This is a genomic window from Mycobacterium sp. (assembly GCF_965229105.1).
Lineage (GTDB): Bacteria > Actinomycetota > Actinomycetes > Mycobacteriales > Mycobacteriaceae > Mycobacterium.
In genome coordinates, this window is record NZ_OZ245858.1 from 3,025,200 (window position 1) to 3,050,073 (window position 24,874).

The 24,874-nt window shown below is 63.4% G+C and carries 19 protein-coding genes; 9 read left to right on the forward strand and 10 right to left on the reverse strand.

Going from position 1 to position 24,874, the window contains the following annotated elements:
• Positions 1–2: 2 nt before the first annotated feature.
• Positions 3–986, forward strand: a complete 984-nt coding sequence (locus ADBZ9O_RS14300; RefSeq protein ID WP_526532276.1) for a Gfo/Idh/MocA family protein — start codon at positions 3–5, stop codon at positions 984–986.
• Positions 987–1,116: 130 nt separating this feature from the next.
• Here the strand turns inward: ADBZ9O_RS14300 and ADBZ9O_RS14305 are convergent, their stop codons facing one another.
• Both ADBZ9O_RS14305 and ADBZ9O_RS14310 read right to left on the reverse strand, forming a co-directional pair.
• The gene (locus ADBZ9O_RS14305) at positions 1,117–2,766 is read right to left on the reverse strand and encodes a GMC oxidoreductase (RefSeq protein ID WP_526532278.1); all 1,650 of its coding nucleotides are present in this window, start codon (positions 2,764–2,766) and stop codon (positions 1,117–1,119) included.
• Positions 2,767–2,826: 60 nt separating this feature from the next.
• Positions 2,827–3,957 carry a glycosyltransferase family 4 protein gene (locus ADBZ9O_RS14310; RefSeq protein WP_526532280.1) on the reverse strand — a complete coding sequence of 377 codons (1,131 nt, stop codon included), beginning with the start codon at positions 3,955–3,957 and terminating at the stop codon, positions 2,827–2,829.
• 211 nt (positions 3,958–4,168) lie between these two features.
• Between ADBZ9O_RS14310 and ADBZ9O_RS14315 the strand changes: the two genes are divergently transcribed.
• From ADBZ9O_RS14315 to ADBZ9O_RS14330, 4 genes are all read left to right on the forward strand, one after another.
• Positions 4,169–5,167 carry a Gfo/Idh/MocA family protein gene (locus ADBZ9O_RS14315; RefSeq protein ID WP_526532282.1) on the forward strand — a complete coding sequence of 333 codons (999 nt, stop codon included), beginning with the start codon at positions 4,169–4,171 and terminating at the stop codon, positions 5,165–5,167.
• 93 nt (positions 5,168–5,260) lie between these two features.
• Positions 5,261–6,259 carry a Gfo/Idh/MocA family protein gene (locus ADBZ9O_RS14320; protein ID WP_526532283.1) on the forward strand — a complete coding sequence of 333 codons (999 nt, stop codon included), beginning with the start codon at positions 5,261–5,263 and terminating at the stop codon, positions 6,257–6,259.
• Between the two features lie 134 nt (positions 6,260–6,393).
• Positions 6,394–7,668 carry a glycosyltransferase gene (locus ADBZ9O_RS14325; RefSeq protein WP_526532284.1) on the forward strand — a complete coding sequence of 425 codons (1,275 nt, stop codon included), beginning with the start codon at positions 6,394–6,396 and terminating at the stop codon, positions 7,666–7,668.
• A 3-nt stretch (positions 7,669–7,671) separates the two neighbouring features.
• Positions 7,672–8,871, forward strand: a complete 1,200-nt coding sequence (locus ADBZ9O_RS14330; protein WP_526532286.1) for an acyltransferase family protein — start codon at positions 7,672–7,674, stop codon at positions 8,869–8,871.
• A gap of 33 nt (positions 8,872–8,904) precedes the next feature.
• Here the strand turns inward: ADBZ9O_RS14330 and ADBZ9O_RS14335 are convergent, their stop codons facing one another.
• On the reverse strand, positions 8,905–10,557 hold the full coding sequence (locus ADBZ9O_RS14335) for a GMC oxidoreductase (protein WP_526532288.1): 1,653 nt from the start codon (positions 10,555–10,557) through the stop codon (positions 8,905–8,907).
• Positions 10,558–10,733: 176 nt separating this feature from the next.
• Here ADBZ9O_RS14335 and ADBZ9O_RS14340 point away from each other — a divergent pair, with 176 nt between their 5' ends.
• From ADBZ9O_RS14340 to ADBZ9O_RS14355, 4 genes are all read left to right on the forward strand, one after another.
• Complete coding sequence (locus tag ADBZ9O_RS14340; protein WP_526532290.1) at positions 10,734–12,014, forward strand: glycosyltransferase; 1,281 nt, start codon at positions 10,734–10,736, stop codon at positions 12,012–12,014.
• Positions 12,015–12,150: 136 nt separating this feature from the next.
• A complete protein-coding gene (locus ADBZ9O_RS14345; protein ID WP_526532292.1) occupies positions 12,151–13,533 on the forward strand; it encodes a nucleotide sugar dehydrogenase in 1,383 nt (460 codons plus the stop codon).
• A gap of 48 nt (positions 13,534–13,581) precedes the next feature.
• The gene (locus ADBZ9O_RS14350) at positions 13,582–14,580 is read left to right on the forward strand and encodes an NAD-dependent epimerase/dehydratase family protein (protein WP_526532294.1); all 999 of its coding nucleotides are present in this window, start codon (positions 13,582–13,584) and stop codon (positions 14,578–14,580) included.
• Positions 14,581–14,592: 12 nt separating this feature from the next.
• Positions 14,593–15,870, forward strand: a complete 1,278-nt coding sequence (locus ADBZ9O_RS14355) for a glycosyltransferase (RefSeq protein WP_526532296.1) — start codon at positions 14,593–14,595, stop codon at positions 15,868–15,870.
• Between the two features lie 2 nt (positions 15,871–15,872).
• Here ADBZ9O_RS14355 and ADBZ9O_RS14360 read toward each other — a convergent pair whose 3' ends face one another.
• The 7 genes from ADBZ9O_RS14360 to ADBZ9O_RS14390 form a co-directional block, all read right to left on the reverse strand.
• Positions 15,873–16,733 (reverse strand): ABC transporter permease, encoded by an 861-nt coding sequence (locus tag ADBZ9O_RS14360; RefSeq protein WP_526532299.1) that lies wholly within the window; start codon positions 16,731–16,733, stop codon positions 15,873–15,875.
• The gene (locus tag ADBZ9O_RS14365; RefSeq protein WP_526532301.1) at positions 16,670–17,425 is read right to left on the reverse strand and encodes an ABC transporter permease; all 756 of its coding nucleotides are present in this window, start codon (positions 17,423–17,425) and stop codon (positions 16,670–16,672) included. The genes ADBZ9O_RS14360 and ADBZ9O_RS14365 overlap by 64 nt, the downstream gene beginning before the upstream one ends.
• Positions 17,422–18,351: an efflux ABC transporter ATPase subunit, DrrA-related gene (locus ADBZ9O_RS14370; RefSeq protein WP_526532303.1), complete on the reverse strand. Its 930-nt coding sequence runs from the start codon at positions 18,349–18,351 to the stop codon at positions 17,422–17,424. The genes ADBZ9O_RS14365 and ADBZ9O_RS14370 overlap by 4 nt, the downstream gene beginning before the upstream one ends.
• A 63-nt stretch (positions 18,352–18,414) precedes the next feature.
• The gene (locus ADBZ9O_RS14375) at positions 18,415–19,323 is read right to left on the reverse strand and encodes a class I SAM-dependent methyltransferase (RefSeq protein WP_526532305.1); all 909 of its coding nucleotides are present in this window, start codon (positions 19,321–19,323) and stop codon (positions 18,415–18,417) included.
• A 68-nt stretch (positions 19,324–19,391) separates the two neighbouring features.
• Positions 19,392–20,453: an NAD-dependent epimerase/dehydratase family protein gene (locus ADBZ9O_RS14380; protein WP_526532307.1), complete on the reverse strand. Its 1,062-nt coding sequence runs from the start codon at positions 20,451–20,453 to the stop codon at positions 19,392–19,394.
• 17 nt (positions 20,454–20,470) lie between these two features.
• The gene (locus ADBZ9O_RS14385; RefSeq protein WP_526532309.1) at positions 20,471–22,657 is read right to left on the reverse strand and encodes an SGNH hydrolase domain-containing protein; all 2,187 of its coding nucleotides are present in this window, start codon (positions 22,655–22,657) and stop codon (positions 20,471–20,473) included.
• Positions 22,658–24,871, reverse strand: coding sequence for an SGNH hydrolase domain-containing protein (locus ADBZ9O_RS14390; protein WP_526533156.1), 2,214 nt, complete (start codon positions 24,869–24,871; stop codon positions 22,658–22,660).
• Between the last annotated feature and the right edge of the window lie 3 nt (positions 24,872–24,874).

A 24,874-nucleotide genomic window follows, 5' to 3' on the forward strand; every position in this document is an offset into this window, starting at 1 on the left:
GCATGCCTGACGGTTTGGTACGGATCGGAGTTCTCGGGGCGGCGGGTGTCACGCCAACGGCGGTGATCAAGCCGGCACAGGGCAACGCTGAGGTCGAGGTTGCCGCGGTGGCCGCGCGCGATGTGGTGCGCGGCCGCGCCTATGCCGCCAAATACGGCATCCCACGGGTGCACGACAGCTATGCAGCGCTGATCGCGGATACCGGAGTTGACGCGGTGTACATCCCGTTGCCAAACGCCCTGCATGGCAAGTGGATTCGTGCCGCGCTCGAAGCGGGCAAGCATGTGCTGGTGGAAAAGCCGCTCGCCGCCAATGCTGCCGAGGCCCGGGAGATAGCCGACCTCGCGGCTGCCTCGGGTCGCGTGGTGATGGAGGGTCTTCATCATCGCTATCACCCTGCGTCGGTGCGGATCGAACAGATCCTCGCCTCAGGAGAACTGGGAACGATTCAGAGGGTCGAGGCAGTCAATTGCTATTGGCTGCGCGACTTCTCGGGTTCCCGCTACAGCTATCCGCTCGGCGGCGGGGCAACGATGGATCTCGGGTCATATATCGTTGACACCGTTCGCACATATGGCGGTTCGACCCCGGAAGTTGTTTCCGCACAGGCAAAACTGCGCGGCCCGCTGATTGACCGGGTGATGACGGCCGAGTTGCGGTTCGCCGGCGGGCACACTGGCCGGCTGCACTGTTCGATGTGGTCCGCCGAGCCTCCGCATTACAGCACCAAAGTGGTCGGTGACCGCGGCGAGCTGCGGCTGCATCCGCTGCAACCGTTCCAGCGGTTTTCGGTTCGATCCTCCGACGGCAAACGCGACGAGAAGTTTCCGTTGCGTGCAACCTACGCGTATCAATTGGATGCGTTCGCCGCGGCGGTGCTGCGTGGCGAGCCGGTCAGGACGTCCGTGGCGGACGCGGTCGAGAACATGACGGTCATCGATGCGATCTATCGCGCCGCCGGCCTTCCTGTCCGCGAACCGGCCTAACCACTAGTCGGCGGGCAGTGTGCCGGCTCCCACATCCACCCGCTCATGATTCCGCCGTGCAGGAACACGATGGCGGGCGCGTCGACTGGGCCGGAGTCGCGCACGAGCAGATAAAGGTGGCGATGCTATGTCAGTTAGCGAAGTGCACTTCACTGATGTGTTCGGCGACCCGTAACGCATTGGCTGCCACGGTCAGGCTCGGGTTGATGCCGCTGCTGGACGGGAAGAACGATGCGTCAACCACATACAGGTTGTCCACCTCGTGTGCGCGGTTCTGCGGGTCCAGCACGCTGGTGGCCGGATCGGTCCCGAACCGGACGGTGCCGCAGACATGGCCCAGGGTTCCGTTGTTCTCACCCGTGCGCAGCGTGAGTGTCCGGAACGGCTGCAACACCTCATTCAGCGCGCTCAAGAACACCTCGCGCCGCTCAATTTCGTTGGGATGCAAGCGGTACTGAAGTCGCAGCCGCTGGCGTCCGTCGACAGTCGGCCGATCGCTTGGCAGGACGCGGTTGTCCCGATAGGGCAGGTCTTCCATGATCGCGGCCAGGACGAGTCCGCCGCTGATCACCCTGTCGTAGATCGGCCGCGCAATGGGGCTACTCCAGCGCAGCGCCTTCGACACGAAGCCCGGCTGGTTCATCATCATGTCGAGCGGTGCCAACGAGGCCATCGAGCTGGCTGATTGCACCGTGCCGTACTTCTGGCCGTCGATGAAATAGAAGTCGTTGAGCCCGATCTCCTTGTTCTCGGCGGTGATCTTGCTGCCGCGTTGTGGCCAGATCTCGATCCAGTCCATGACGTGGCGCATGAGATTACGGCCCACCATGTCTGAACCGTTGGCCAGCCCGCGGTTCCAATCCCCGGACCGGGAATTGAGCAACAGCACGGGGGTGGCCAGCGCGCCGGCCGCCAGCACCACCACTTTGCCTCTCAGGGCCAGCATGTCGTTGCGGCGCTGGCAGATCACCTGTCGCACGCCGGTGCGGTCTGACTCGAGTCGCAAGACTCGGCATTCGGCGAGCAGCTCAGCGCCGTATTCGGTGACGGCGGGCAGCACACCGGCGCGGGCGCCGTCGTTCTTGCACCCCTTGGGGCAGAGGTACGCCTGGCACGTCGCGCAGTCGTCGGTGTAGTCACAGGCCATCGGCAAGTGATAGGGATGCAGGCCTCGCCCTGCCAGATAGTTCACCAACGGCTGATTGTCGGCGGAAAACGGTGGTGCGGCAGGCAGCCTGACATCGGCCGACTCTGGCCGCAGAGGATCCGGCTGGCCGCGCACCCCGAGAAGCTTCTCGGCCTCCGCATACCAGGGCGCCAGCTGTTCGTAGGAGATCGGCCACGACTCGGGGACGGTGGATTCGCCGGGATCGGTGAAGAATTGGCGAGGCGCGAAGTCGTCGACGAAGAACCGTTCGCAGACCATGCCGTAGAGCGCCGACGATCCGCCGGGACCGGCGCCGATATATGGCACGAACTTTCTCGGGAATCGCCCACTGATATCAGTGATTTCGTCGTTGCTGCGCCCTGCCCGGGCGAGGGTGTCGTAGTAGGTCTTCTTCGACCGGGACGCCTGTGGCTCGGCCATTTCGGGCATCGCCGCGCGAATCGTGCCTTCAGTGCCGGGCAGTGTCGAGCGGCCCTTTTCGACGAAAAGCACTCGGCGGCCCGCGCGTGCCAGCCGTTGCCCGAGCATGCCGCCACCCATCCCGGCGCCGACGACGATGACGTCCCACTCGATGCGCTCCGCCTCGCGCCCGGTCAATTCGCCCTCAGGCACTATCTGGCTCCTCGGTGCTAAGGCCCACTGCCGGCCTGTTCTGGGCGATTCGGGATGCTATCAACGCAGGCCGAGAAAGGTGGCGAGTTCGTCGTCGTGACGGTCGCGCTGGAAATGCTGCGAAGACTTCTGTGCGCCTTTGGCGAGACGGCGGCGGAGGTCTTCGTCGGCTTCGAGTGTCATCAGGTTGGTGGCGAGGGCGTCGGCGTCTCCGGTCGGGCTCAATAGTCCGGCGACCCCCGGTTCGATGATCTCCGGGGTGCCACCGGAATTGGTCCCGCAGACGGGGAGCCCGGCCCTCATCGCCTCCACGGTCACGCGACCGAACGCCTCGCATTGGCTGCACATCAAACCGATATGGGCGGCGGCCCAGTAACTTGGGACATCGCGGGTCGGTCCGTCGATGGTTACCAAGTCGTCGACGCCCAAATGCCGCGCAAGGTTGCGAAACGGTTGGTGACTTCCAGCACCTACCAGCGTCAGCTCGATATCGATGCCAGCTTTTCGAGCGATGGCAATAGCTTCGATGGCCAGCTTTTGCCCCTTGGCGTCGGAAAGGTAACCGACGAGGACGGTGCGCATGCGCTCGCCGGGCTGCCGCTGTGGCGGCGTGCCCATTGCGCTGTCGACGACGGGGTAGATCACGTTCGCCGTCATCGTGGGGTCCAGGTCGAGCATCGCTTGCTCGACCGCGTGCGAGTTGCAGATCACCGACTCCGACAGCCACCCGACCAGTCGCACGGTTCTGCGATAGCCGAACAGAAACCAGAGTTGATGGTCGTCCCTCCCGAACTCGCGGATGATCCAGTGGTGCGGGATGCCGAGGATCTTGGCGGCGATAGCGTGCGAGGGGATGGTCATCGTATTGGTCAAGACCATCGTCGGACGTTGTCGGCTGAAGTACACCAGCGCCTGCACGATGCCGGGCAGAAGTATGACGGTATAGGGAAGCCAGCCGATCACCACGTGCGGATCGACGTATCGGAACCGCGACCATTTTCCAAAACCCCACCACGGAGTCCAGGCGATCTTCGTTTCGATACCGTCGTGCGCGCACCGCTGCGATACGTCTCCTCTTTGTGGGAGGACAGCGACCAGATGAACATCCGGTCGCTGTCGACGGATTGCGAAGAGTATGTCGCGGAAATCGACTACACCGCCCCCACCGAAGCTGCTTACGTTGGAGACCACCACGATTCGTGTCGGCGGCTTCGCCTCGTGTGTGGTTCTGTTCGTGCGACGCCGGGCCGTTAGGCGGCGCAACGCTCGAGCGGAAAACACGGCCAGAGTGTAGCGACAATGTGCTGGCCTCGATCCGTAATGGTTGTGACGACCGTTGCGCCCGGGGAGGGCTCAGACTCTTCGCGTCCTGGGCTGCAGGCCAGGTGTTAGCATCGCGCGCATGACTGACGGCCGGGGGCCGGTACGGATCGGTGTCCTGGGGGCAGCCCAAATAGCGCCGGAGGCGCTGATCAATCCGGCGAAGAACAACGCCGAGGTTGTGGTGGCCGCGGTGGCAGCGCGGGATGTGTCGCGCGCCCAGGCTTTCGCGGCCAAGCATGACATCGTTCGGGTGCACGACAGCTATGAGGCGCTGATCGCGGACCCGGACGTGGATGCCGTGTACAACCCGCTCCCAAATGGCTTGCATGGCAAGTGGACTCGCGCCTCGCTGGAGGCGGGCAAACACGTCTTGTGCGAGAAGCCATTTACCGCCAATGCAGCAGAGGCTCGCGAGATCGCTGATCTGGCGGCGCGCTCGGACAGGGTGGTGATGGAGGCGTTTCACTACCGGTACCACCCCTTCGCCTTACGGGCTGAGGAGATCATCGCCTCGGGAGAGCTGGGCACCCTGCAGCGGGTGGACGTTGCCTTCTGCTTTCCGTTGCCCAAGTTCTCCGACATCCGCTACAACTATTCCCTCGCCGGTGGAGCCACCATGGATGCCGGCTGTTATGCGGTGCACATGCTGCGCACGTTCGGCGGTTCGACGCCGGAAGTTGTTTCGGCACAAGCGAAGTTGCGTGACAGCACGGTGGACCGGGCGATGACGGCCGAAGTGCGGTTTCCGGCCGGGCACACCGGCCGGCTCCGCTGCTCCATGTGGTCGGCAGACCTTCTGAGGATAAGCCTGCGAGTAACAGGTGACCGCGGCGAGTTGCGCGTGATCAATCCGTTGCTGCCGCACATTTTTCATCGGTTCTCCGTGCGGTCCGGCGGCAAGAAGCGGTTCGAGCGCTTCCCGCGGCGTGCCACGTATGCCTATCAGCTGGACGCATTTGCCGGGGCGGTGCTGCGGGGCGAGCCGGTCAAGACGACACCCGAGGACGCGATCGAGACCATGACCGTCATCGACTCGGTCTACCGTGCCGCCGGCCTTCCCTTGCGGCAGCCGACTTGAGTGAGGTTACTGACGGTTATGTCAATAACTGAAATTTTTAGTTACCCGTCTTCTAGTATCGCCGCGGTGGTGTGACGGAGGAGAGAGAACGCAATGCCAGACAGCGCTGGGCGGGTACGTATCGGCATCTTGGGAGCTTCGAGCTTCGCGCCGACGACGATGATCAACCCGGCTAAGGACAACGACGACGTCGTGGTGACGGCGGTGGCGTCACGTGATCAGCCCAGTGCCGACGAATTCGCCGCCAAGTACGACATACCGACGGCCTATGGCAGCTACGAGGCACTGATCGACGATCCTGACCTCGACGCCATTTACGTCCTGGTACCGACCAGCATGCACGGCAAGTGGACGAAGTTGGCATTGGCGGCGGGCAAGCATGTGCTGGTCGAGAAGCCGTTCACCGCCAATGCCGCCGAGGCTCAAGACATCGCCGACCTGTCGGCCAAGTCTGACCGCGTGGTGATGGAGGCGATCCAATTCCGCCACCACCCGCTCACTCGTCGTGTCGAGCAGATCATCGCCTCGGGCGAGATCGGCACCTTGCGAAGGGTGGATGTCAACCTCTGCGTGTTGCTGCCGAGGTTCAAGGCCAACTGCTACAACTACGCCATGGCAGGCGGGGCGATGATGGATGCCGGCAGCTATGTGACAAACATGGCCCGCACGTTCGGTGGATCCACCCCGGAAGTTGTTTCGGCACAAGCGAAGTTGCAGAAGCCCCAGGTGGACCGGGCTATGACGGCCGAGTTGCGGTATGCCAGCGGCCACACCGGCCGGCTGCGGTGCGCGCTGTGGTCGGGGAATCTGTTTCGGGCGAGTGCCAAAATCGTGGGTGATGACGGTGAGCTGCGCTGGCTCAGTCCCGCGGCGCCCAACGTCTTCCCGCTACTCTCGGTCCGGTCGGGCAACGGTAAGAGGAACGAGCGGTTCTCCCGTCGCACCACCTATTCCTTCCAATTGGAAGCGTTCGCCGGGGCGGTGCTGCGCGGCGAACCGGTACGTACGTCGCCGCAGGACGCGGTCGAGAACATGAGCGTCATCGACGCGGTGTACCGCGCCGCCGGCCTTCCAATCCGCGAGCCGAGCTGACCGATTTGGTCGGCCACCAGCACGGGACCTGCCAGTTGGCCGAACGCTTACTTGGCCGTCAAAAAGCCGGCAATACTGACCGGTGTTCGAAGGAACGTGCGCATTCCGCACGTGGTTGAGAGGCTAGATCAGCGATGAAAGTGGTCCTGGCATGCCACGGCGTGCGTGGCGATGTTGAGCCCAGCATTGTGATCGGCCGGGAATTGCTGCGCAGGGGCCATGACGTCCATATCGTCGTCCCGCCAAATGTGGTCGGCTTTGCCCAGGCGGCGGGTCTTTCGGCGATCGCCTGGGGGACGGACTCGCAGGTCATGATGGACGCTCAGCGCGACTACTGGACGTGCTTCTTCCAGATGCCCTGGAAATCGAAGGATCTGGCCAGGCTGGGAGAAGAAATCGGGGAGATCGTCACCCGATGTTGGACCGAGGAAGCCTTCTCGACCCTGATGTCGGTAGCCGAAGGCGCCGATCTCATGATCGCCGGCAACGGTTTCGAGCAGTTCGCGGCCAATGTCGCGGAATATCACGGTATCCCGCTGGTCACTGTGGATTTCTTTCCGATGCGAGCCAACGGGAAGGTTCTGCCACTTCTGCCGGCACCGTTGGGCCGTGCCGTGATGACGGGCTACCAGCGGATGTCCTGGAGCGGTGTGGTGAAGGACGTGGAGGACACGCAACGTCGTTTGCTTGGGCTGCCGCAGGCAACGACGCCCTGGCCAGGTCGCATCGCGGACCGTGGATCCTTGGAAATCCAGGCCTATGACGATGCGTTCATTCCCGGGCTGGCAGCGGAATGGGCGACATGGGGTAGCCGGCGCCCCTTCGTCGGCACCCTGACGCTGGAGTCGCCGACGGAATCCGACGACGAGGTCACGTCGTGGATCGCCAAGGGGACGCCGCCGATCTTCTTCGGGTTCGGTAGCGTGCCGCTCGGCTCGCCGGCCGACACGATCGCCATGATCAGCGCCGTCTGTTCGCAGTTGGGCGAGCGGGCAGTGGTGGGTGCCGGCTCCTCTGACCTCAGCGCGATCTCCTGCCCGGAACATGTCAAGTTGGTGGGCCTGGTGAATTTCGCAGAGATCTTCCCGCTCTGTCGCGCGGTCGTGCACCACAGCGGCGCAGGCACGATCGCCGCGTGCTTGCGGTCAGGAGTTCCGCAGGTGGGTCTCTGGACGCTGCCTGATCAGTGGTTGCGGACCACTCAACTCAAGCGGTTGAAGGTGGGCACGGGACGGCGCTTCGCCACGACGACCGAGAAGTCACTGATCGCGGATCTGCGCAAGATTTTGGCCCCGCAATACCTTACGCGGGCGCGCGAGTTCGCGAACCACGTGACGACGCCTGCCGAAAGTGCTGCTGCTGCCACCGATCTCGTGGAAGATTTCGTCCGCGTCGGTCGTGTTTGCTGAACGATGAGCGCAAATCCGGAAGTCGTCGGCGATAGCGAAGGCGAGAGCGTTAGTCGCCGGTGGAAACGCTCCCTCGGCGAGGTATTCGACCCGCAGAACAATGCGCTCAATGTGTGGCGTTTGATCTTGGCGACGGGCGTCATCCTTTGGCATGCGTGGCCGCTGACGGGTCGTACCATTTCGTTTGAGCCAATCCACCAGCTTCTTCGTGACGGGTGGGTCGACGGGTTTTTTGCAATATCTGGATTCCTCATCACGTGGAGCTGGTTCAGAAAACGACGGATTCGGGATTATTTTTTCGCCCGAGGACTGCGCCTGCTACCTGGGTTGTGGGTGTGTTTGGCCGTCACCGCATTCGTGATCGCACCGATTGCCGTGCTCATACAGGGGGGCTCGGCCAGCAAGCTGCTGTTATCGCGCGCTCCGTTCGAGTACGTCCTCGGAAACAGTGCGGTGTTGTTGACCAGACACGATATCGCCGGAACGCCGGGTGGGATCCCGTGGGCTGGGGAGTGGAACGGTTCGCTTTGGACGCTGTATTGGGAGGCGTCGTGCTACATCGTGATCGCTGGACTCGGTGTTGTCGGCGTACTGCGCCGTAAGTGGGTGATCCCGGCGCTGGTGGCGTTGATGCTGGTTTGGTCGGCGATACTGCCGCCCTTCGCCGATCTCACCGACGCTCCTCCTGGCGCGCATGTGCACCTCGACGCAGCGACCCAGCAGTTGGTGGCGAGCGGAATGGCCGCGCGGTTCGGACTCATGTTTCTCGCCGGTGCGCTCCTGTATCACTTCAAGGATCGGATTCCCGCGCGATGGTCACTGGTCGCACTGAGTCTGGTGCTCGTTCTCGCTGCGAGTTTCATGCCCAACTACCGAGTGCTTGGCGCTATTCCGCTGGCTTACGCCATCATCGTGTCGGGTGCTCTTATCCGCAACAAGCGTTTGACGCTTCGGACGGACTTGTCGTACGGCGTCTATATCTACGCATTCCCGATCCAGCAACTGCTCGTCATATGTGGTCTTGCGTTCCTGGCTCCGCCCGTGTTCGCGATCATTGCCGCCGCGGTCACGCTGCCGTTGGCCGCGCTGAGTTGGTTCCTGATCGAAAAGCCCGCGCTCAAGCTGAAATCGCGCCTCAATCGGAAGAAAGGCGCTCAGGCTGATCAGCCGGCGCCGGGCGACAGCGGTGTTAAAAGCGGTTGAACCGTCGCTTATCTCTGCGTCATCTGGCTCAGATTACTTGATGAGCGTCGTAGCGAAATGTGCCTCGTTAAGATGTTCGGCCACCCGCAGCGCGTTGGCTGCCACCGTCAGACTCGGGTTCAAACCGGCGCTGGATGGAAAGAACGAGGTGTCCACGACGTAGAGGTTGCCCACTTCGTGCGCGCGGTTCTGAGCATCCAGCACGCTGGTGGCGGGATCGGTGCCGAATCGGCAAGTGCCGCAGACGTGGCCCATGTTCGAGTTGTCTTTGCCGCTGCCCAGCCCGCGGGTGCGAAACGGCTTCAGCACATCCTTGAACAGCCGCAGGAAAGTCGCGTGGCGCTCGAGTTCTCCTGCGTGCAAACGGTATTGCATCCGCATCCGCTGGCGACCGTCGGAGCCGGGGCGGTCGGACAGCAGCACGCGGTTATCCCGATAGGGGAGGTCCTCCATCATCGCGGCCAGGATCAGCCCGCCGGTGAAGAATTTCTCGTAGACCCGGCGCACCGCGGGGCTCATCAGACGCAGCGCCCGCCCTTGTGGGCCTGGGCGGTTGATCAGCCATTCCATCGGCGGTATCGCACCGAACGACTGCACGGTTCCGTATTTCTGGCCTTGGTGGAAATAGAAGTCGTTGAGCCCGATCTCCTTGTTGGCGGCCGTGATTGTCGAGTCGGATTCTGGCCAGACTTCGATCGGGTCGAGGAGGTGGCGCATCAGGTTGCGGCCCACCATGTCTGAACCGTTGGCGAGTCCACGCGGCCAATCGCCCGATCGGGAATTGAGCAGCAGCACGGGGGTCGCCAACGCGCCCGCTGCCAGGACCACCACCTTCGCCTTCAAGGCAAGTCGGCCGGATGGATGCTCGCAGATCACCTGTCGGACGCCGGTACGGTCGGCTTCCAGATGCACGACCCGACACTCGGTCAACAGCTGGGCACCGTGCTCGGTGACGGCGGGCTCGACGCAATTGCGGGCCGAGTCGTTTTTGCACGACTGGGAGCACAGGTAGGTCTGACACGTGGAGCAGTCGGCGGTGTAGTCACAGGCCATCGGCAAGTGATAGGGGTGAAGGCCACGCCCTGTCAGATGGTCCACCAGCGGCTGGTTATCGGCCGAAAATGGCGGTGCAGCAGGCAGATTGACGTCAGCGGCCTCGGGCCGCAGCGGATCGAGCTGACCGCGGACCCCTAACAGCTTCTCGGCATCGGCATACCAAGGCCGCATCTCGTCGTAGCTAACCGGCCAGGCCTCCGGCACAGTGGAGTCGCCGGGGTCAGCGAAATTCTGTCGAGGAGTGAAGTCCCGGGCGAAAAATCGCTCGCACACCATGCCGTAGAGCGCGGAAGAGCCGCCGGTTCCGCTGCCGATGAAGGGGATGAACTTCTTTGGCATGCGTCCGCTGATGTCCTCGACCTCGTCGGTCGAGCGTCCGCCACGGGCCAAGGCGTCATAATAGGTTGCCATGGACCGCGCTGCCGCCGGCTCGGCCAACTCCGGCACCGCCGAACGAATCGTTCCTGGTGTCCCGGGCAGTGTCGAGCGGCCCTTTTCGACGAAAAGCACTCGGCGGCCCGCTTGGGCCAGCCGATAACCCAATGTCCCGCCGCCCATGCCGGTGCCCACCACGATCACGTCCCACTCGATGCGTTCCGTCTCGCGCGCAGAGAATGCGCTGTCGGCCAAAATCGAGCTCCTCAGCGTGATGGCCCAAAGTTTGGCCTGGGCGCGGCGATTCGGGATCGTATCAACGTTGAGCCGGCGGCATGGCCGAATGCTTACGGCCGCGTCAAAAAACCGGTAATAATGTCCGTTGCTGCTGACGGTGTGCCCGCAGGACGACCGAGAGGCCAGAACCGGCGATGAAATTTGTGCTCTCCAGCTACGGCGGTCGCGGCGATATCGAGCCCGCCGTGGTTGTCGGTTGCGAGCTGCTGCGCAGAGGACATGACGTACTCATGGCCGTCCCGCCCAACCTCGTCGGATTCGCCGAGGCCGCGGGTCTTCCCGCGGTCGCCTACGGGCTGGATTCCACGGACATTCTCGAGCTGCAATGGCGGTACTTCACCGTTTACGGGCGCACTCCCTGGAAGCTCAAGGACCTCAACCGGATGGCCGGCGAGACCGCGCGATTCGCCGACGAGTGCTGGGCGGACATGACCAGGACGCTGGCCTCGGTGGCGCAGGACGCTGACCTGCTTCTCACCGGTCTGATTTTCGAACAGCCCGCGGTCAACGTCGCCGAGGCCTACGACATCCCGCTGGTCACCCTGCACTACTTCCCCTACCGGGTGCACGGGCAGCTTCTGCCCCTGTTGCCGGCGCCGCTGAGCCGGATGGCGATGACCGTGAACGAGTGGACCGCGTGGCGCGGGACTCGCAAGGGAGAGGACGCCCAGCGCGCCGAATTGGGGCTGCCCCCCGCCACCAGTCCCGCACCGCGCCGCGTCGCCGGCCGAAGTTCGCTAGAAATCCAGGCCTACGACGAATTGATCTTTCCCGGACTGTCGGGCGAATGGGCCAAAGGGAATCGCCGTGGGCCTGTCCATCGGCCGTTCGTCGGGGCGCTGGCAATGGCGTCGCCGACGGATTCCGATGCGGAGGTGGCGTCGTGGATCGCCGATGGGACGCCGCCGATTTTCTTCGGGTTCGGTAGCGTGCCGATCGGATCACCGACCGACACGATCGCCATGATCGCCGCAGCGTGCGCGCAGTTGGGGGAGCGCGCAATCGTCGGCGCGGGCGGTACCGATTACAGCAACGTCCCACGGTTCGACCACGTCAAGGTGGTCGGCCAGGTGAACTACGCGACCATCTTCCCGTCGTGCCGTGGGGTAGTGCATCACGGCGGCTCGGGCACCGTGGCCGCGTGCCTGCGGGCGGGGGTGCCGCAGCTGGTTCTCTGGACGCTGCCTGACCAGCCGTTTTTCGCGGCCCAGCTGAAAAGGCTGAAGGTGGGGGCTGGCCGGCGCTTCTCGACTACCACAGAGAAAACGCTGGTCAGGGACTTGCACCGGATTCTGGCTCCGGAATACGCCGTGCACGCCCGAGAGATCGCCCCGGCGATGACGACGCGCTCCGACAGTGTCGTTGCTGCAGCCGACCGTGTGGAGGATTTCGCCCGCCTGACGTGTCGGACTTGATCATTTCGGTCAGCACTTCGATTTTCCTGTCGAGGGCGTCAATATTCGATTAGGCTGCCGAGCGACCAGCCGAGGGCGCGAGGCCCGGTTCGTTCGCAGGACGCGCACAGGGGAATCGAAGGGGCTAGGTACGGCGATGGCTAGAGGCGCGTTCGGACGCAGCGATGCCGAGATTGACCTCCTGATCCGTGGCATGCGGTCGGGGATAGCAGTGGTGGGCTTCGGCTACATCGGCACGGTGATCGGTGCAGTTTTGGCTGACCGAGGCTGGCCCGTGACAGGTATCGACGTGCGACCAAATATCGTCGACGAGATCAATCAGGGCATGACCAGTGTGCCCGAGCCGGGACTCGGCAAGCTTGTCGCCGACAGCGTCCAGGTCGGTCGCCTTCGCGCCACGTCGGATTACAGCGTCATCGCCGATAACGACTTCATCATCGTGACGGTCGGTACACCACTGGGTCCGGACTACGAGCCCATCGTCGATGACATCAAGGCAGCGGCGCGGGCAGTCGGGGAGCACCTGCGCCCCGGCCACCTTGTCATCCTGAAGAGCACCGTGCCGCCTGACACCACCGAGACTCTGGTGCGGCCGATCCTGGAAGAGGCGTCCGGGCTGCGGGCCGGCGTCGACTTCGGCTTGGCGTTTTGCCCGGAGCGGCTCGCCGAAGGGCAAGCCATCCGAGAGCTGACATCGATTCCCGTCGTGGTTGGCGCCGTGGACGAACGCAGCGCGCGCAGCTGTGCCACGTTGTGGCGCCACGCACTTGGGCTGGAATCGATCATCGTCGAGGACCCGCGGACGGCCGAGATGGTCAAGCTCGCCGACAATCTCTGGATCGACCTCAACATCGCGATGGCGAACGAGCTCGCGAAGGTCTGCGACCGCCTCGATATGGACGTACTGCAGGTCATCGCCGCGGCGAATTCGATGCCGAAGGGCAGCCACAACGTCAACATCCTGGCGCCCAGCATGGGTGTCGGCGGCTACTGCCTGACGAAGGATCCTTGGTTCGTCAACCACCTGGGTGAGACGTTGGGACTCGATCTGCAGGTGCCGAAGACGTCGAGGACCGTCAACGACACGATGCCCAGCTACACCTACGGATTGCTCACCCAGCTGTTGGCGGATCAGGGCAAGACGATCGAGGACAGCAAGATCGCAGTGCTGGGCATCGCGTTCAAGAACAACACCGGTGACTGCCGGCTCACGCCCACCAAGTACGTCGTCGCCTTGCTCGAAGAGTCGGGTTGCCAGCTGTCCGTCCATGACCCGTGGGTGCCCGACGAGGAAGCCCACACGGTGACGAAGATCCCGCTGAGCCCGGACATCGAGTCCGCGGTCAAGGATGCCGATGCCCTGGTCGTCCTTGCGGGGCACCGGGAATTCCACCAGATTCCTCTGGTCCGGCTCGCGGACCTCGCAGCAGACCGCTGCGTATTTCTTGACGGACGCAACAGCTTCGACCCGGCGGCCGCGCGGGCGGCCGGCTTTGTCTATAAGGGGATCGGCCGATAATCGGCTGCTAGCAACTCGATAACCCACCCGCACAACGAAAGAGCAACTATGTCTAATGTCGTCGTCACGGGCGGCTACGGCTTCATCGGATCGCATTTGGTGTCTGCTCTGCTGGAACGCGGCGACAACGTGACCATTTTCGACTTCGCGAAGAACACCCGTGATAGCAGCATTGATTTCGACAGCCATCCCAACTTTCGGTTCGTACAAGGCGATGTCACCGATCTGGTGGCCCTCGAGAAGGCCTTGACCCCCGAAATCGACAGGGTGTTCCACTTGGCGGCGGTCGTCGGCGTCGAGAACTATATGAACGACCCGCTTCGGGTTCTCGATGTGAACGTGATCGGGACCCGCAACGTGCTGGAATTGAGCCAGCGCAACGGAATTCGGGTGGTGTTCGCCAGCACGTCGGAAGTGTTCGGCAAGAACCCCAACCCACCATTCGCCGAGGACGACGACCGGGTGCTCGGTTCGACGAAGACCGCGCGTTGGAGCTACAGCACCAGCAAGGGGATGGCCGAGCATCTGGTCTTCGCGATGCATGCCGCCTACGGACTACCGGTGACAGTGGTCCGCTACTTCAATGTGTACGGTCCGCGACAGAATCCGATTTTCGTGGTGTCCCAAACCATCCACCGGATCCTCAACGGCCGCCAGCCGTTGCTCTACGACACCGGTGACCAGACCCGCTGCTTCACCTACGTCGACGACGCCATCGCCGGCACCCTGCTGGCCGCTGATAGTGATGCGGCGATCGGTGAGGCCTTCAACGTCGGCAGCATGGTCGAGACAAGCATGCGTGAGGCGGTGGATCTGGCGATCAAACTTGCCAGTGTCGACTCGGTGTCCAGCGCCGAAACCGTAGACACTGCAGCACGTTTCGGCACCCGTTACGAAGATATTCTCCGTCGCATCCCGGACTCGACCAAGGCGCAGCGAGAGCTGGGCTGGAGCCTGACGATCGACGTCGAAGAAGGGATCCGTCGCACCATTGAGTGGGCACGAGCCAATCCGTGGTACCTCGAAGAGCCCGCTGGAAATCGGTAGGCAACGGTCCCAATGAAATTCGTCTTGGCGAACTGGGGAACTCGTGGCGAGGTGGAGCCATTCGCCGCTGTTGGCCGCGAACTGGTTCGCCGCGGACATGATGTGCATCTCGTTGTCGCGCCGGAGATGGTGGGATTCGCCGAGTCCGCTGGCCCGCAGGCCGTCGCCTACGGGCCGAGCCTGCGCGTTGCCGACGACCAGCACCACGAATACTGGAAATTGTTCTTCAGCAAGCCCTGGAAACTCCAGGAATTGAACAGGCTACTGCGGGAGTTTTCGACACCCCTTGACGAGCACCGGGGACAGGTTGAAAAGTCCCTTCTGTCCTTGGCTGACGGGACTGACCTGCTGCTGACCGGCATGAACTACGAGGACGTCGCTTCCAACGTTGCCGAGTATTGCGGCACCCCGCTTGCCACGTTGCAGATTTTCCCGTTGCGGAGCAACGGTTTTGAGATGCCGTTCCTCCCGCCAGCGTTGTGTCGCGCGGCGATGACCGCACTGGACTGGCTGACCTGGCGCGGACACAAGGCGCAGGACGACGCCCAGCGCCGTGCCCTCGGCCTGCCGAAGGCGACGGGCCACTGGACGCAGCGGATCGCCGAAGGCCGAGCGATGGAAATTCAGGCCTACGACGAAGTGTGCTATCCCGGGCTGGCGGACGAGTGGTCACACTGGAATGACCAGGACATTCCCGAACGTCCCTTCGTCGGGGCGCTGACGATGCAATTGCCTGCCGCCGGAGACGCCGACATCGCGTCATGGATAGCCGTCGGGACGCCGCCGATCTTCTTCAGCTTCGGCAGCATGCCGGTCGACTCCGCGGCCGACACGATCGCGATGATCGCCGCGGCGTGCGCGCAACTGGGAGAACGGGCCTTGATCGGCGCTGGTTGGAGTGACTTCAGCGGCGTTCCCACCTACGACCATGTCAAGATCGTCGGCGCGATGAACTACGCAGAGGTTTTCCCGGCCTGCCGCGCGGTTGTCCACCACGGCGGTGCCGGCACCACCAACGCGGGTCTGCGCGCCGGGCGCCCCACGTTGATCACCTGGATGTTGCCCGATCAGGCGTGCTGGGGCTCTCGGGTCAAGAAGCTCGGGGTGGGGACCGGTCGACGCTTTGTTGCCACCACGGAGAGAACTCTGGTGGCCGACCTGCGCACGATCCTCGCTCCCGAATATGCCGACCGCGCCGAACAACTCGCCGCCCGGATGATAAGACCGGCTGACAGTGTTGCCCTCGCTGCCGACCTAGTGGAGAAGTTCGCCCTGTCCCGCCGCGGCTGACGTCAACCGCGGACGCCTCCGGATTCGGCGGCAGCCCGGTATCCGCGAACAGCCAGCGGGCCGACCACTGCGGCGCCGGCAATCGTCCAGAGAACACCCCAGAGCAGTGGCCACCATGGAAGACCACCTTGAGCGAGTGTCCGCATGGACTCCACGATCGGTTCCATTGGCTGAAAACGCAGCAGCGGCCACATCCAGGACGGTAGCGATTCAACCGGTGGAGAACCGGAGCTGGCGAATACGGCCGTAATCGCGGGCAGCCCAAGCCAGATCAACACTGTGCCGTCTTTCGCTCGCACCGCGATCGCTATCACAGCCATCGCGAACACGATCACCACCATCACCGGGACTAGCAGGTACAGCAGCAACTCGACAGGGCCGCCACGGAACCGCAGTCCCAGCCCGATGCCGACCGCGGTGATGACGGCGGTGCTCACCAAAGTCCGTACCGCTTCGGCAATAAGCCGGCCAGTCAGGGCGCTGGCACGGTGAACCGGCAGCGCCCATAAGCGGCTGAGAAGGCCGGTGTCGCGTTCGAATGAGATGCCGAGGCCCACCGCGAGCGACCCGGAGAACGCTCCGGCGATCGCGCACGTCGGCACCAGACCGTAGAGGCTGTCGGTGCCGGTGATGCGCATCACGGATCTGCCGACGAGCAAATAGTACGTAATCAGCAAAACAGTTGGGAAAACGACAGATTGGATCGGCACCAACGGACTACGACGCCAGTGGGCGAAATGCTGGCGAGCGAACACCCAACTTTCGTAGGGTAGCGAGCTGCGCAGCGGCGCGGAGGTAGTCACTGGGTCCGCCTCTGCATCCGCACTGCAATCGCCCCGAACGCCACCAGCAGGCCCAGACACCAGGCGAAGCTACTCGCCACGCTGCTGCCCGCGACATTGCCGGCGGCGAGCCCGCGAAGGGTGTCGGTCACCTGCGAAACCGGTTGGTAGCGAACGAAACCGTGCAACCAGTCAGGAAACGAATCGACAGGAGCCATGCCTGTAGACAGCATGGTGAGCATCATCTGGGGAACGAGGAGGATCTGACTGGATCCGCCGGTCTTTCCGATCTGAGCATTTGATACTCCGACCCCGATCGCATCCGCGCCTAGCGATAGCGCCAAGGTCAACGCCAGGACGAACAAGACGAAGAGTGCGAGGTGACCAGGGCCACCGAGCAATCGGAAGCCGAATGCATACCCGGAGACGATCGTGGCGACGAGGGCGACGACGCCGCGGAGGAGGCAGTACAGCATGCGAGCCGTCAGCGGTGTCAATGACGATATGGGCAATGTGCGAAGTCGAAGACCTAGCTCGGACTGATGATCTCGGGTGGCCCGGTCGACGGTTGTCAGCGCGCCGAGCAGGGTCACCTGGACGATGATGACCGGCAGTAGGTACTGGGGATAGCCGATTCCGCCGGTGTCGATCACATTGCGCAGCGCGAGGTTGAAGATGATGAAGTTACCGACCGGCGCTAATACCGCGAACGGCAAATCGCTGCGCAGCGTATTGCGGACCATCCGTTCGGTGAGAGCAGCAACTGCGGTCACGCGGTGACGTTCCCCGTGAGATGGAGGAAAACCTCGTCCAAGGACGGCTTACGCAGTGAAATGTCGGCCAGCTCGACGTCGAGCTGGTCGACCCGGCGAAACACCTCACTGAGTGTCGCAACGCCGTTGGGCGCCAACACCGAAACGGTGTTGGCGTCTTCGTCGGTCTGAGCGTCTTCAAGATCGGCGACCACGGCGAGGATCTTCGGCAGGTCGTCGGGATTGACCGGACTGACTGTGCAGTAGCTGAATCCGACGCGGCCCTTGAGTTCCTCGGCGGTCCCGGTGGCGACCACGCGGCCCTGGTTCATTACCACGATCGAATCGCTGAGTACGTCGGCTTCTTCGAGATACTGGGTGGTGAGTAGCACCGTCGTACCGCCGGATTTCAATGAGGACACCAGGTCCCAGACGCTGCGGCGGCTGCGCGGGTCCAAGCCGGTTGTCGGCTCGTCGAGGAACAGTACCTTCGGCGGAACTACCAGTGCTGCAGCGATATCCACGCGTCGTCGCATACCGCCGGAGTAGGTGACCACGTTCCGGTCGGCGGCGGCGGTCAGATCAAACTGCTCGATCAACTCGTCGGCGCGCGCTCTGGCCTCCTTGCGGCGCATACCGTGCAGCCGGCTGAACATCACCAGGTTTTCCCGCCCCGTGAGCTGCCAGTCGATGGCCGCGACCTGCCCGGTCATCGAGATGGATGCACGCACTTTCGTCGGATCCTTGGCGACGTCGTAGCCAGCCACGATCGCTTTGCCGTAGGAGGGCTTCATCAACGTGGAGAGGATGTTGATCGTGGTCGTCTTTCCCGCGCCGTTATGGCCGAGCAATGCGCAGACCGATCCAGTGTCAACGGAAAAGCTGACATCCTGCAGGGCCAGGATGTCTCCGTCGAACGTCTTTGCTACGTTTTCAAGCTCGATCACAAATATTGACCATAGCGTTAGCGGAGGCGCTGCGGGCCAAGTCGCGCGACCTTGGTAAGAGGTTCACGCGCTGAGACGACCTAGGCTGGTGATTTCGATGCTGACGGACTTTCGCTGCCCAACTGCACCCAGCATGAAGCGGATGTCGTGCCACGGGGCACTTAACCAGAATCGCCAAAATCGCCTGTCCCAGACCTTCCACACGAAACTGCCGTCCCCTATCAGTCGCTGCGCCTGGAACGCCTCGATCCGGTGGATAAGTCGCTTCAGGCGATTGTTGACCATGGCGGTGTTCATCTCCATGATCTCTAAACCCCATGCGCGATAGCGGAATTCGAGACTGTACTTCTTCTGGAACTGGTAGAAGGCGCTCAGCTCACCATTTGTCACCAGGTATTCGTCGAATACGAGGACTGATCCCACCTCGAAGCGTCCCTTGCACGTTTCGAGTGCGTGCAGGCAACTCTCATAGGTGTCCAAGTCCATGTGGAACAATCGGATCGGCCCTGGGTGGGCATCGAGGAAGGGCGCCAACGTATCGTAGGTGCTTCCCTTGACGAACTCGACGTCACGGCCTAGTGCGGTGGGAATTCCGTCCTCGAGTGTGACGCCGGTGTCCTCGATGAGGCGCTGCGCGTACGGCTCCGAGATCGATAGGGCACCCGCCTTCACTAGTGGCCTGTCGTCGACTTGCCAATCCTCGACGAGACCCTCGAACGTGTCGAAGCCGAATACCCGGCGGCCCGTCTCATCGGCTAGCAGTCGGGTCGACCAGCCGATCCACACGCCGAGATCGAGCACCAGCCCGTCTCCCCGCAGCCGAGATGCTTCCCATAGCAAGGTGTGGCCGGGAATCGTGCGTTGCCGCAGATCCGCCAACGTCCGGCGAATGAAGTCCTGATATTCCACGTCGTAGACACCGATGTCGCGGGAATAGAGGTTCGGGATATACCGATCGACTTGTCGCGCCACGTAAGTCCTCATTTTCGGGTCGTTGATCGCTTTCGTATGTGCGGCTAGTCAGTTCGACAGGGGATCGGCTACTTGCCGATCCAGTCGAGTAGGGCCCGCATACCTTCCTCGAGCGACCACTTGGGACGCCAACCGATTTCGTTCGTAGCGGGCTCGATATCGCACCGCGCGGCCCGTACGTCGCCGTCGCGGAATTTCGCCACGATGACGGGCTCGGGTGCACCGCAGATGGTCGCGAGTTGTTGTGCGAGCTCATGGATCGTGGTCGGGACGCCCGACCCGATATCGACGTAACGCGACGGCGCGGCAGGACTCTCGATCGCCATAAAGAGCGCCTCGACAACATCGTCGATATAGACGAAATCCCTGATGATTCTGCCGTCTTCGTAAACTTCCAGGGCCTGCTTCTCCCGCGACAGCCGGGCGAAGAGCGCAACGATGCCGGTGTAGGAATTCGTCAGCGACTGGCCCGGTCCGTAAACATTCTGCAAGCGAAGCACGCTGAGCTTTGTGTCGTGCGCGCTCGTCCACGCCGCGAGGATGTGCTCTTGGGCGAGCTTGGTCGCGGCGTAAATGTTGGTGGGCCGAGGCTCGGTCCGCTCTGTGCTGCTTGCAAGCGGGAGGGCGGGATCGCCGTTGGGTCCCTGCGGATCCCAGATTCCGGCGACGAGCTGAGCATGGCTGCGCGGCGGCGGATAGAAGACGTGGTCGCCGGATTGCCAGGCGCCCTCGCCGTATACGGCCCGTGACGATGCCAGTACCAGCTGGGCGGGCACGTGCCCGCAGCGACTCAGTGCGTCGAGCAGTTGAGTGGTCCCGACAACATTGACCGAACCGTGGCGGCTGGCCTCCGAAAGCGATTGCGCCGTGCCAGTTTCGGCCGCCAGGTGCACGATCTGCGAAGGCTTGAACAGGCGCAGCACAGCATCGCAGTCAGGGGCGTGCGTGACGTCACCGGTGAGCAAACGCACCGATGGCGGTAGGTCGATCGTGGCGCCTTCGGCGTGCACCTGCGGGTGCAATATGTCCATCACGGCGACCTCGTAGCCGGCTTCGACGAGACGGCGCGCGAGCGTGGACCCGATGAAGCCGGCACCGCCAGTGATGAGTACCGATCTTGACGTTGACAAGGTGAGCCTCCTGATAGCTAACCGTGGGCGAGTGCGCGGTCGCTCAGCGCTCCGACGGCTGGTGCTAGCGCTCGCGCGTACTGGGACGTCAGGTGACTCTCGTCTTGGTAGACCAGAGTGTCTCCGACGATGACGGGACAACGTTGTGGGGTGCAGAACAGGTCGGTGATATCGACATACTGTCCGCCGCCGGCCATTGTCGCTGCGGCCTCACCGGCGATACCGGGGCTGTTCACCGCGGCAGACCTTGGCGGCGAGCATGCGGTCGCGTTATCAAGATGAACTGACAGACAGTTCGGCACGACTGAGCCTGGGTCTGGAATCGGCCCAAGCACGAGCACTTGTGCGCCGGTCGCGCGCAGCTGTTTTACCAGGCGGGTCATGCTGTCGAGCCACGGCGTTTCGTATGACGTGAAACCCACCGCCCAGCCGAAGCGAGCACCGTATCGCCGCAGCATGCTGAGGACGATCAGCCGCGGATGCTCGGCCTGCAACCGGTCGATGATTTGTGTGCGCCACTGCTCGCACTCGATGTATTCCCGGCTCACAATTGGATTGATGATGGGCAGGTCCAGCATAGGACAAACACCCTTAGTGAGGGTCTCGAGGCGCCAGTGCCGCTGCGCGGCGAGCTGATCGAAAGCCGGGCTCCACATTGCGGCATTCGAGTCGCCAATCACGGCAACCGTTGTCTTCGACGCGGTATCACCGGTCGCGCACTCAGGCTGCTTGACGTCGAAGTAGCCAAGAACGCAACCATTGGAGGCGGTACGTGATTTCTTCGACGTGTCAGCTAACGGCGGCTGCAGGTTTGATGGCACCGCCTTGAGGTCGGCTGATGCTGCGACGGCGGCCTGCGCTTGGGCGAAAGTCTGCTGCACTGCGCCGTCGTATGCGCCGCTACTCGAACCCGGGGGAGGCGGTGAGGCACTTAGTTCCATACGTGCAGCCGGCGCGCCATGTCCGACCGGGTCGGTCGGTAGCAACGCGGCGCCGACACACACGGCCACCACAGTGGCGACGGCGCCGACTGCGAGGCTGCGCTGCGGCGACTGCCGCAGGCCGGGGGCGAAGCGCAACGGATTTTCGACGAAACGCAGTGTGAGGGCCGCAAGCCCGAGTGAAAACAATGCACCACCAAGGCCCAGCCAAAGGCCATGACCTGTGAACGGCGCGACAGACCAAAGCGCCACCATCAGCACTGGCCAGTGCCACAGATACCACGAGTAGGACACCCGGCCGATCGCCTGCATTGGCCGAAATGCTAGGACGCGTGCGCACCCTTTGGTTGGTGTGGCGCAGCCCGCGCCGATCACCATAACGGTGCCCAGCACGGGCAGCAGCGCCGCAGTTCCCGGGTAGGGGGTAGTCGCACCCAACTGATTGCAGGCCACCAGCACCACGCTCAACCCGGTCCAGCCGACGACTGCCGCGCCGCGTGGTGACAGGCGATGCCACTGGTCGGCGGTCATGGCCACCAAGCCGCCAGCAGCCAACTCCCAGGCTCGCGTGGGCAGTGAGAAGAACGCGACGATGGGTGCCCAGTTCGTGACGAACAGTGACAGCGTGAATGATCCGGCCAAGACCACCGCGAGAACTACCAGATAGGGGCGTCGCGAAATCGTCGCCTCCGCCGCCGGTCTTCGGCGTGCACGCTGGATCAGCCAGGTCGTGCCCAGGATCAGGGGAGCCCACACCAAGTAGAACTGTTCCTCGACGCCCAATGACCAGTAGTGCTGAAACGGCGAGGGCGGCGTGATGACAGCGTGGTACTCGGTTCCCTGCAGGATGAATCGATAGTTGCTGACATACAGCGTGCTGGCGATACCGTCCGCGATGATTGCCTTGGCCTGCAGCGGGGGCAGTAGGAAAGCCGATCCCAGCATGATGAAAACGCCGACGAAGGCGGATGCCGGCAGCAACCGGCGCGCCCGGGCGCCATAGAACCGCGCCAGCCGTACTTTTCCGGTGCCGTGCACTTCGCGCCATAGCAATCCGGTTATCAAGAAGCCCGAGATGACGAAGAAGACGTCGACGCCGACGAAGCCGCCACTGACGCCCGGGATATCGGCATGGAACAGGACCACCGCGAGCACCGCGACAGCACGCAAACCCTCGATATCGGGGCGAAATTTGCTCTGTTCTGGGTGCCGGCTCTGCTGTGTTTCAGCAGAGCTGAGGCTGTCGGCGTGGGCCAAGGTCATCTACTTTCTAGATCTGTCTTGCTCACCGACGGCGAGCGCGCGGTCGGTCAGCGCGGCGATCGCAGGCGTCAGCACCCGCGAGTATTGAAGGGTCAGATGGCTCACGTCGAGATAGATCAGCGTGTTGCCGACAATGACGGGGCAGCGATCCGCGGTGCAGAACAGATCGGACAGATCGACGTACTGCCCACCGCCGGCCGTCGTGGCGCGGGCCTCGGCGCTGATACCAGCCGATTCCACCGCCGCCGACCGGGACAGCGAGCAGGTCGCGGCATCGTCCAGATGGCCGGACACGCAGATCGGCACATTGGCGTGTGGGCTCGGTATCGGCCCGAGCACCAGCACCTGTGTGCCCATATCGCGCAGTTGCCGCACCAACTGGGTCATGCCGTCCAGCCAGGCCTTGTCGTAGGCGCGGAAGCCCGACATCGTTTCGTCGATGCCGTATCCCCGCCACACGCTCACCACGACGAGGCGAGGGTGTTCGGCCGCGACGCGCGCCAGGATCTCGTCGCGCCAGTGCTGGCAGTGCTGAAGATCCTCGACCAGGTTGGCGAAGGCGCCGCCAGCCCGGGCGTCCATCAGGGCGCAGGCTTCCTTGGCCATCATCTGCAGACGCCAGTGCCGTTGGGTGGCGATCTGCTGGAACGCGGGAGTCCACATCGCGGCGTGCGAATCACCGATCAGCGCAATGGTATTCGTCGACGCGGTGTCACCCATGAAGCAGTCGGGTTGTCCGTTTTCGTAGGGCGTGCGCAGGCAGCCCTGGTAGGTGAAGTCCGCCTGTTCAGCCGCCAGGTTGTTCAGCGGCGGGGTCAGGTTGGACGGTACGGCGGCGTTGCTGCTGACCGCAGCCGAGAGCGCGGTTTGCACCTGCGCGAAGGTCTGAGCAACGGCCGCGTCGTAGGCCGCGATGGCTGAGCCGCTGGCGACCGCCGGACCGTTGAGGGTCACCGCGGTTGCCGGTGCGCCGCGCCCGACGGGGGTTGGCACAACCTGCAGGAGCCCGAGGCCGACGACGACGGCGATCACGGTGGCCACGGCGCCGAGGCCGAGACTGCGCCAGGGCGAGTCGCGGATCTTGGGGGCGAAGCGCAGCGGATTCTCCAGGTAGCGCAGCGTCAGCCAGGCCAACCCCGCGGAGATCAGGACCGCGATGATCCGCTCGGCCAATCCCAACGGGTGACCCAGCAGCGCCGGCGCGAGTACCAGGACCGGCCAGTGCCATAGGTACCAGGAGTAGGAGATGCGGCCGATAGCGCGCATCGGCGAGGTGCTCAGGAACTGTCCGCAGCCCTGCGACGGTGTGGCACAGCCGGCGCCGATCACGAGCACTGCACCAAGAGTGGGCAGTAGTGCTGCTGTGCCGGGAAAAGGTGTGGTGGAGGTGTACCACACGCTGGCGAGCGCGATCATGCCCAGGCCGGACCAGCCGACAATCGCCGCCATCTGGGCGGAGAGGCGTTGCCAATGAAGAGCGGTCAGCGCAACGAGCCCGCCGATGGCCAACTGCCAAGCCCGAGTGGGCAGCGAGAAGAACGCCATGGTGGGCACGACATAGGTGATCACCAGCGACAGCGCGAACGATACGACGGTGACCAGTGTGAGGACGACGAGGTAGGGGCGTGGTGACGACGAGACGGCACGCGCCTTGTTCCGTCGGAAACGCCGGATGGCCCACGCTGTGCCGAGGAGCAGTGGCGCCCAGACCAGATAGAACTGCTCTTCGACGCCCAACGACCAGTAGTGCAGGAACGGCGAGGGAGTCAACAGGTCCGAGAAGTAGTTGATGTCGTCGATGACGAACCAGTAGTTGCCGACATAGAGCGCGCTGGCGATGCCGTCGTACAAGACAGTCGGAACCCGCAACGGAGGCAACAGGAGTATCGACGCGACCATCGTGACGACGCCGACCGCGGCTGATGCGGGCAACAGCCGACGGGCGCGGGCCCCGTAGAACGTACGTAGTCGAACGCTGCCGGTGCTGCTCACCTCTCGCCACAACAGTCCGGTGATCAGGAACCCAGAGATGACGAAGAACACGTCGACGCCCACGTAGCCGCCCCCGATGCCAGGTACGGCAGCGTGGAACAACACGACGGCTGTCACGGCAATGGCGCGTAAGCCCTCGATGTCCGGGCGGAAGTGGGACTTTTCGGGGCGCCGACTCTGCTGTACTTCGCTAGCCCTGAGGCTGTCGGCGTGAGCCAAGATCAC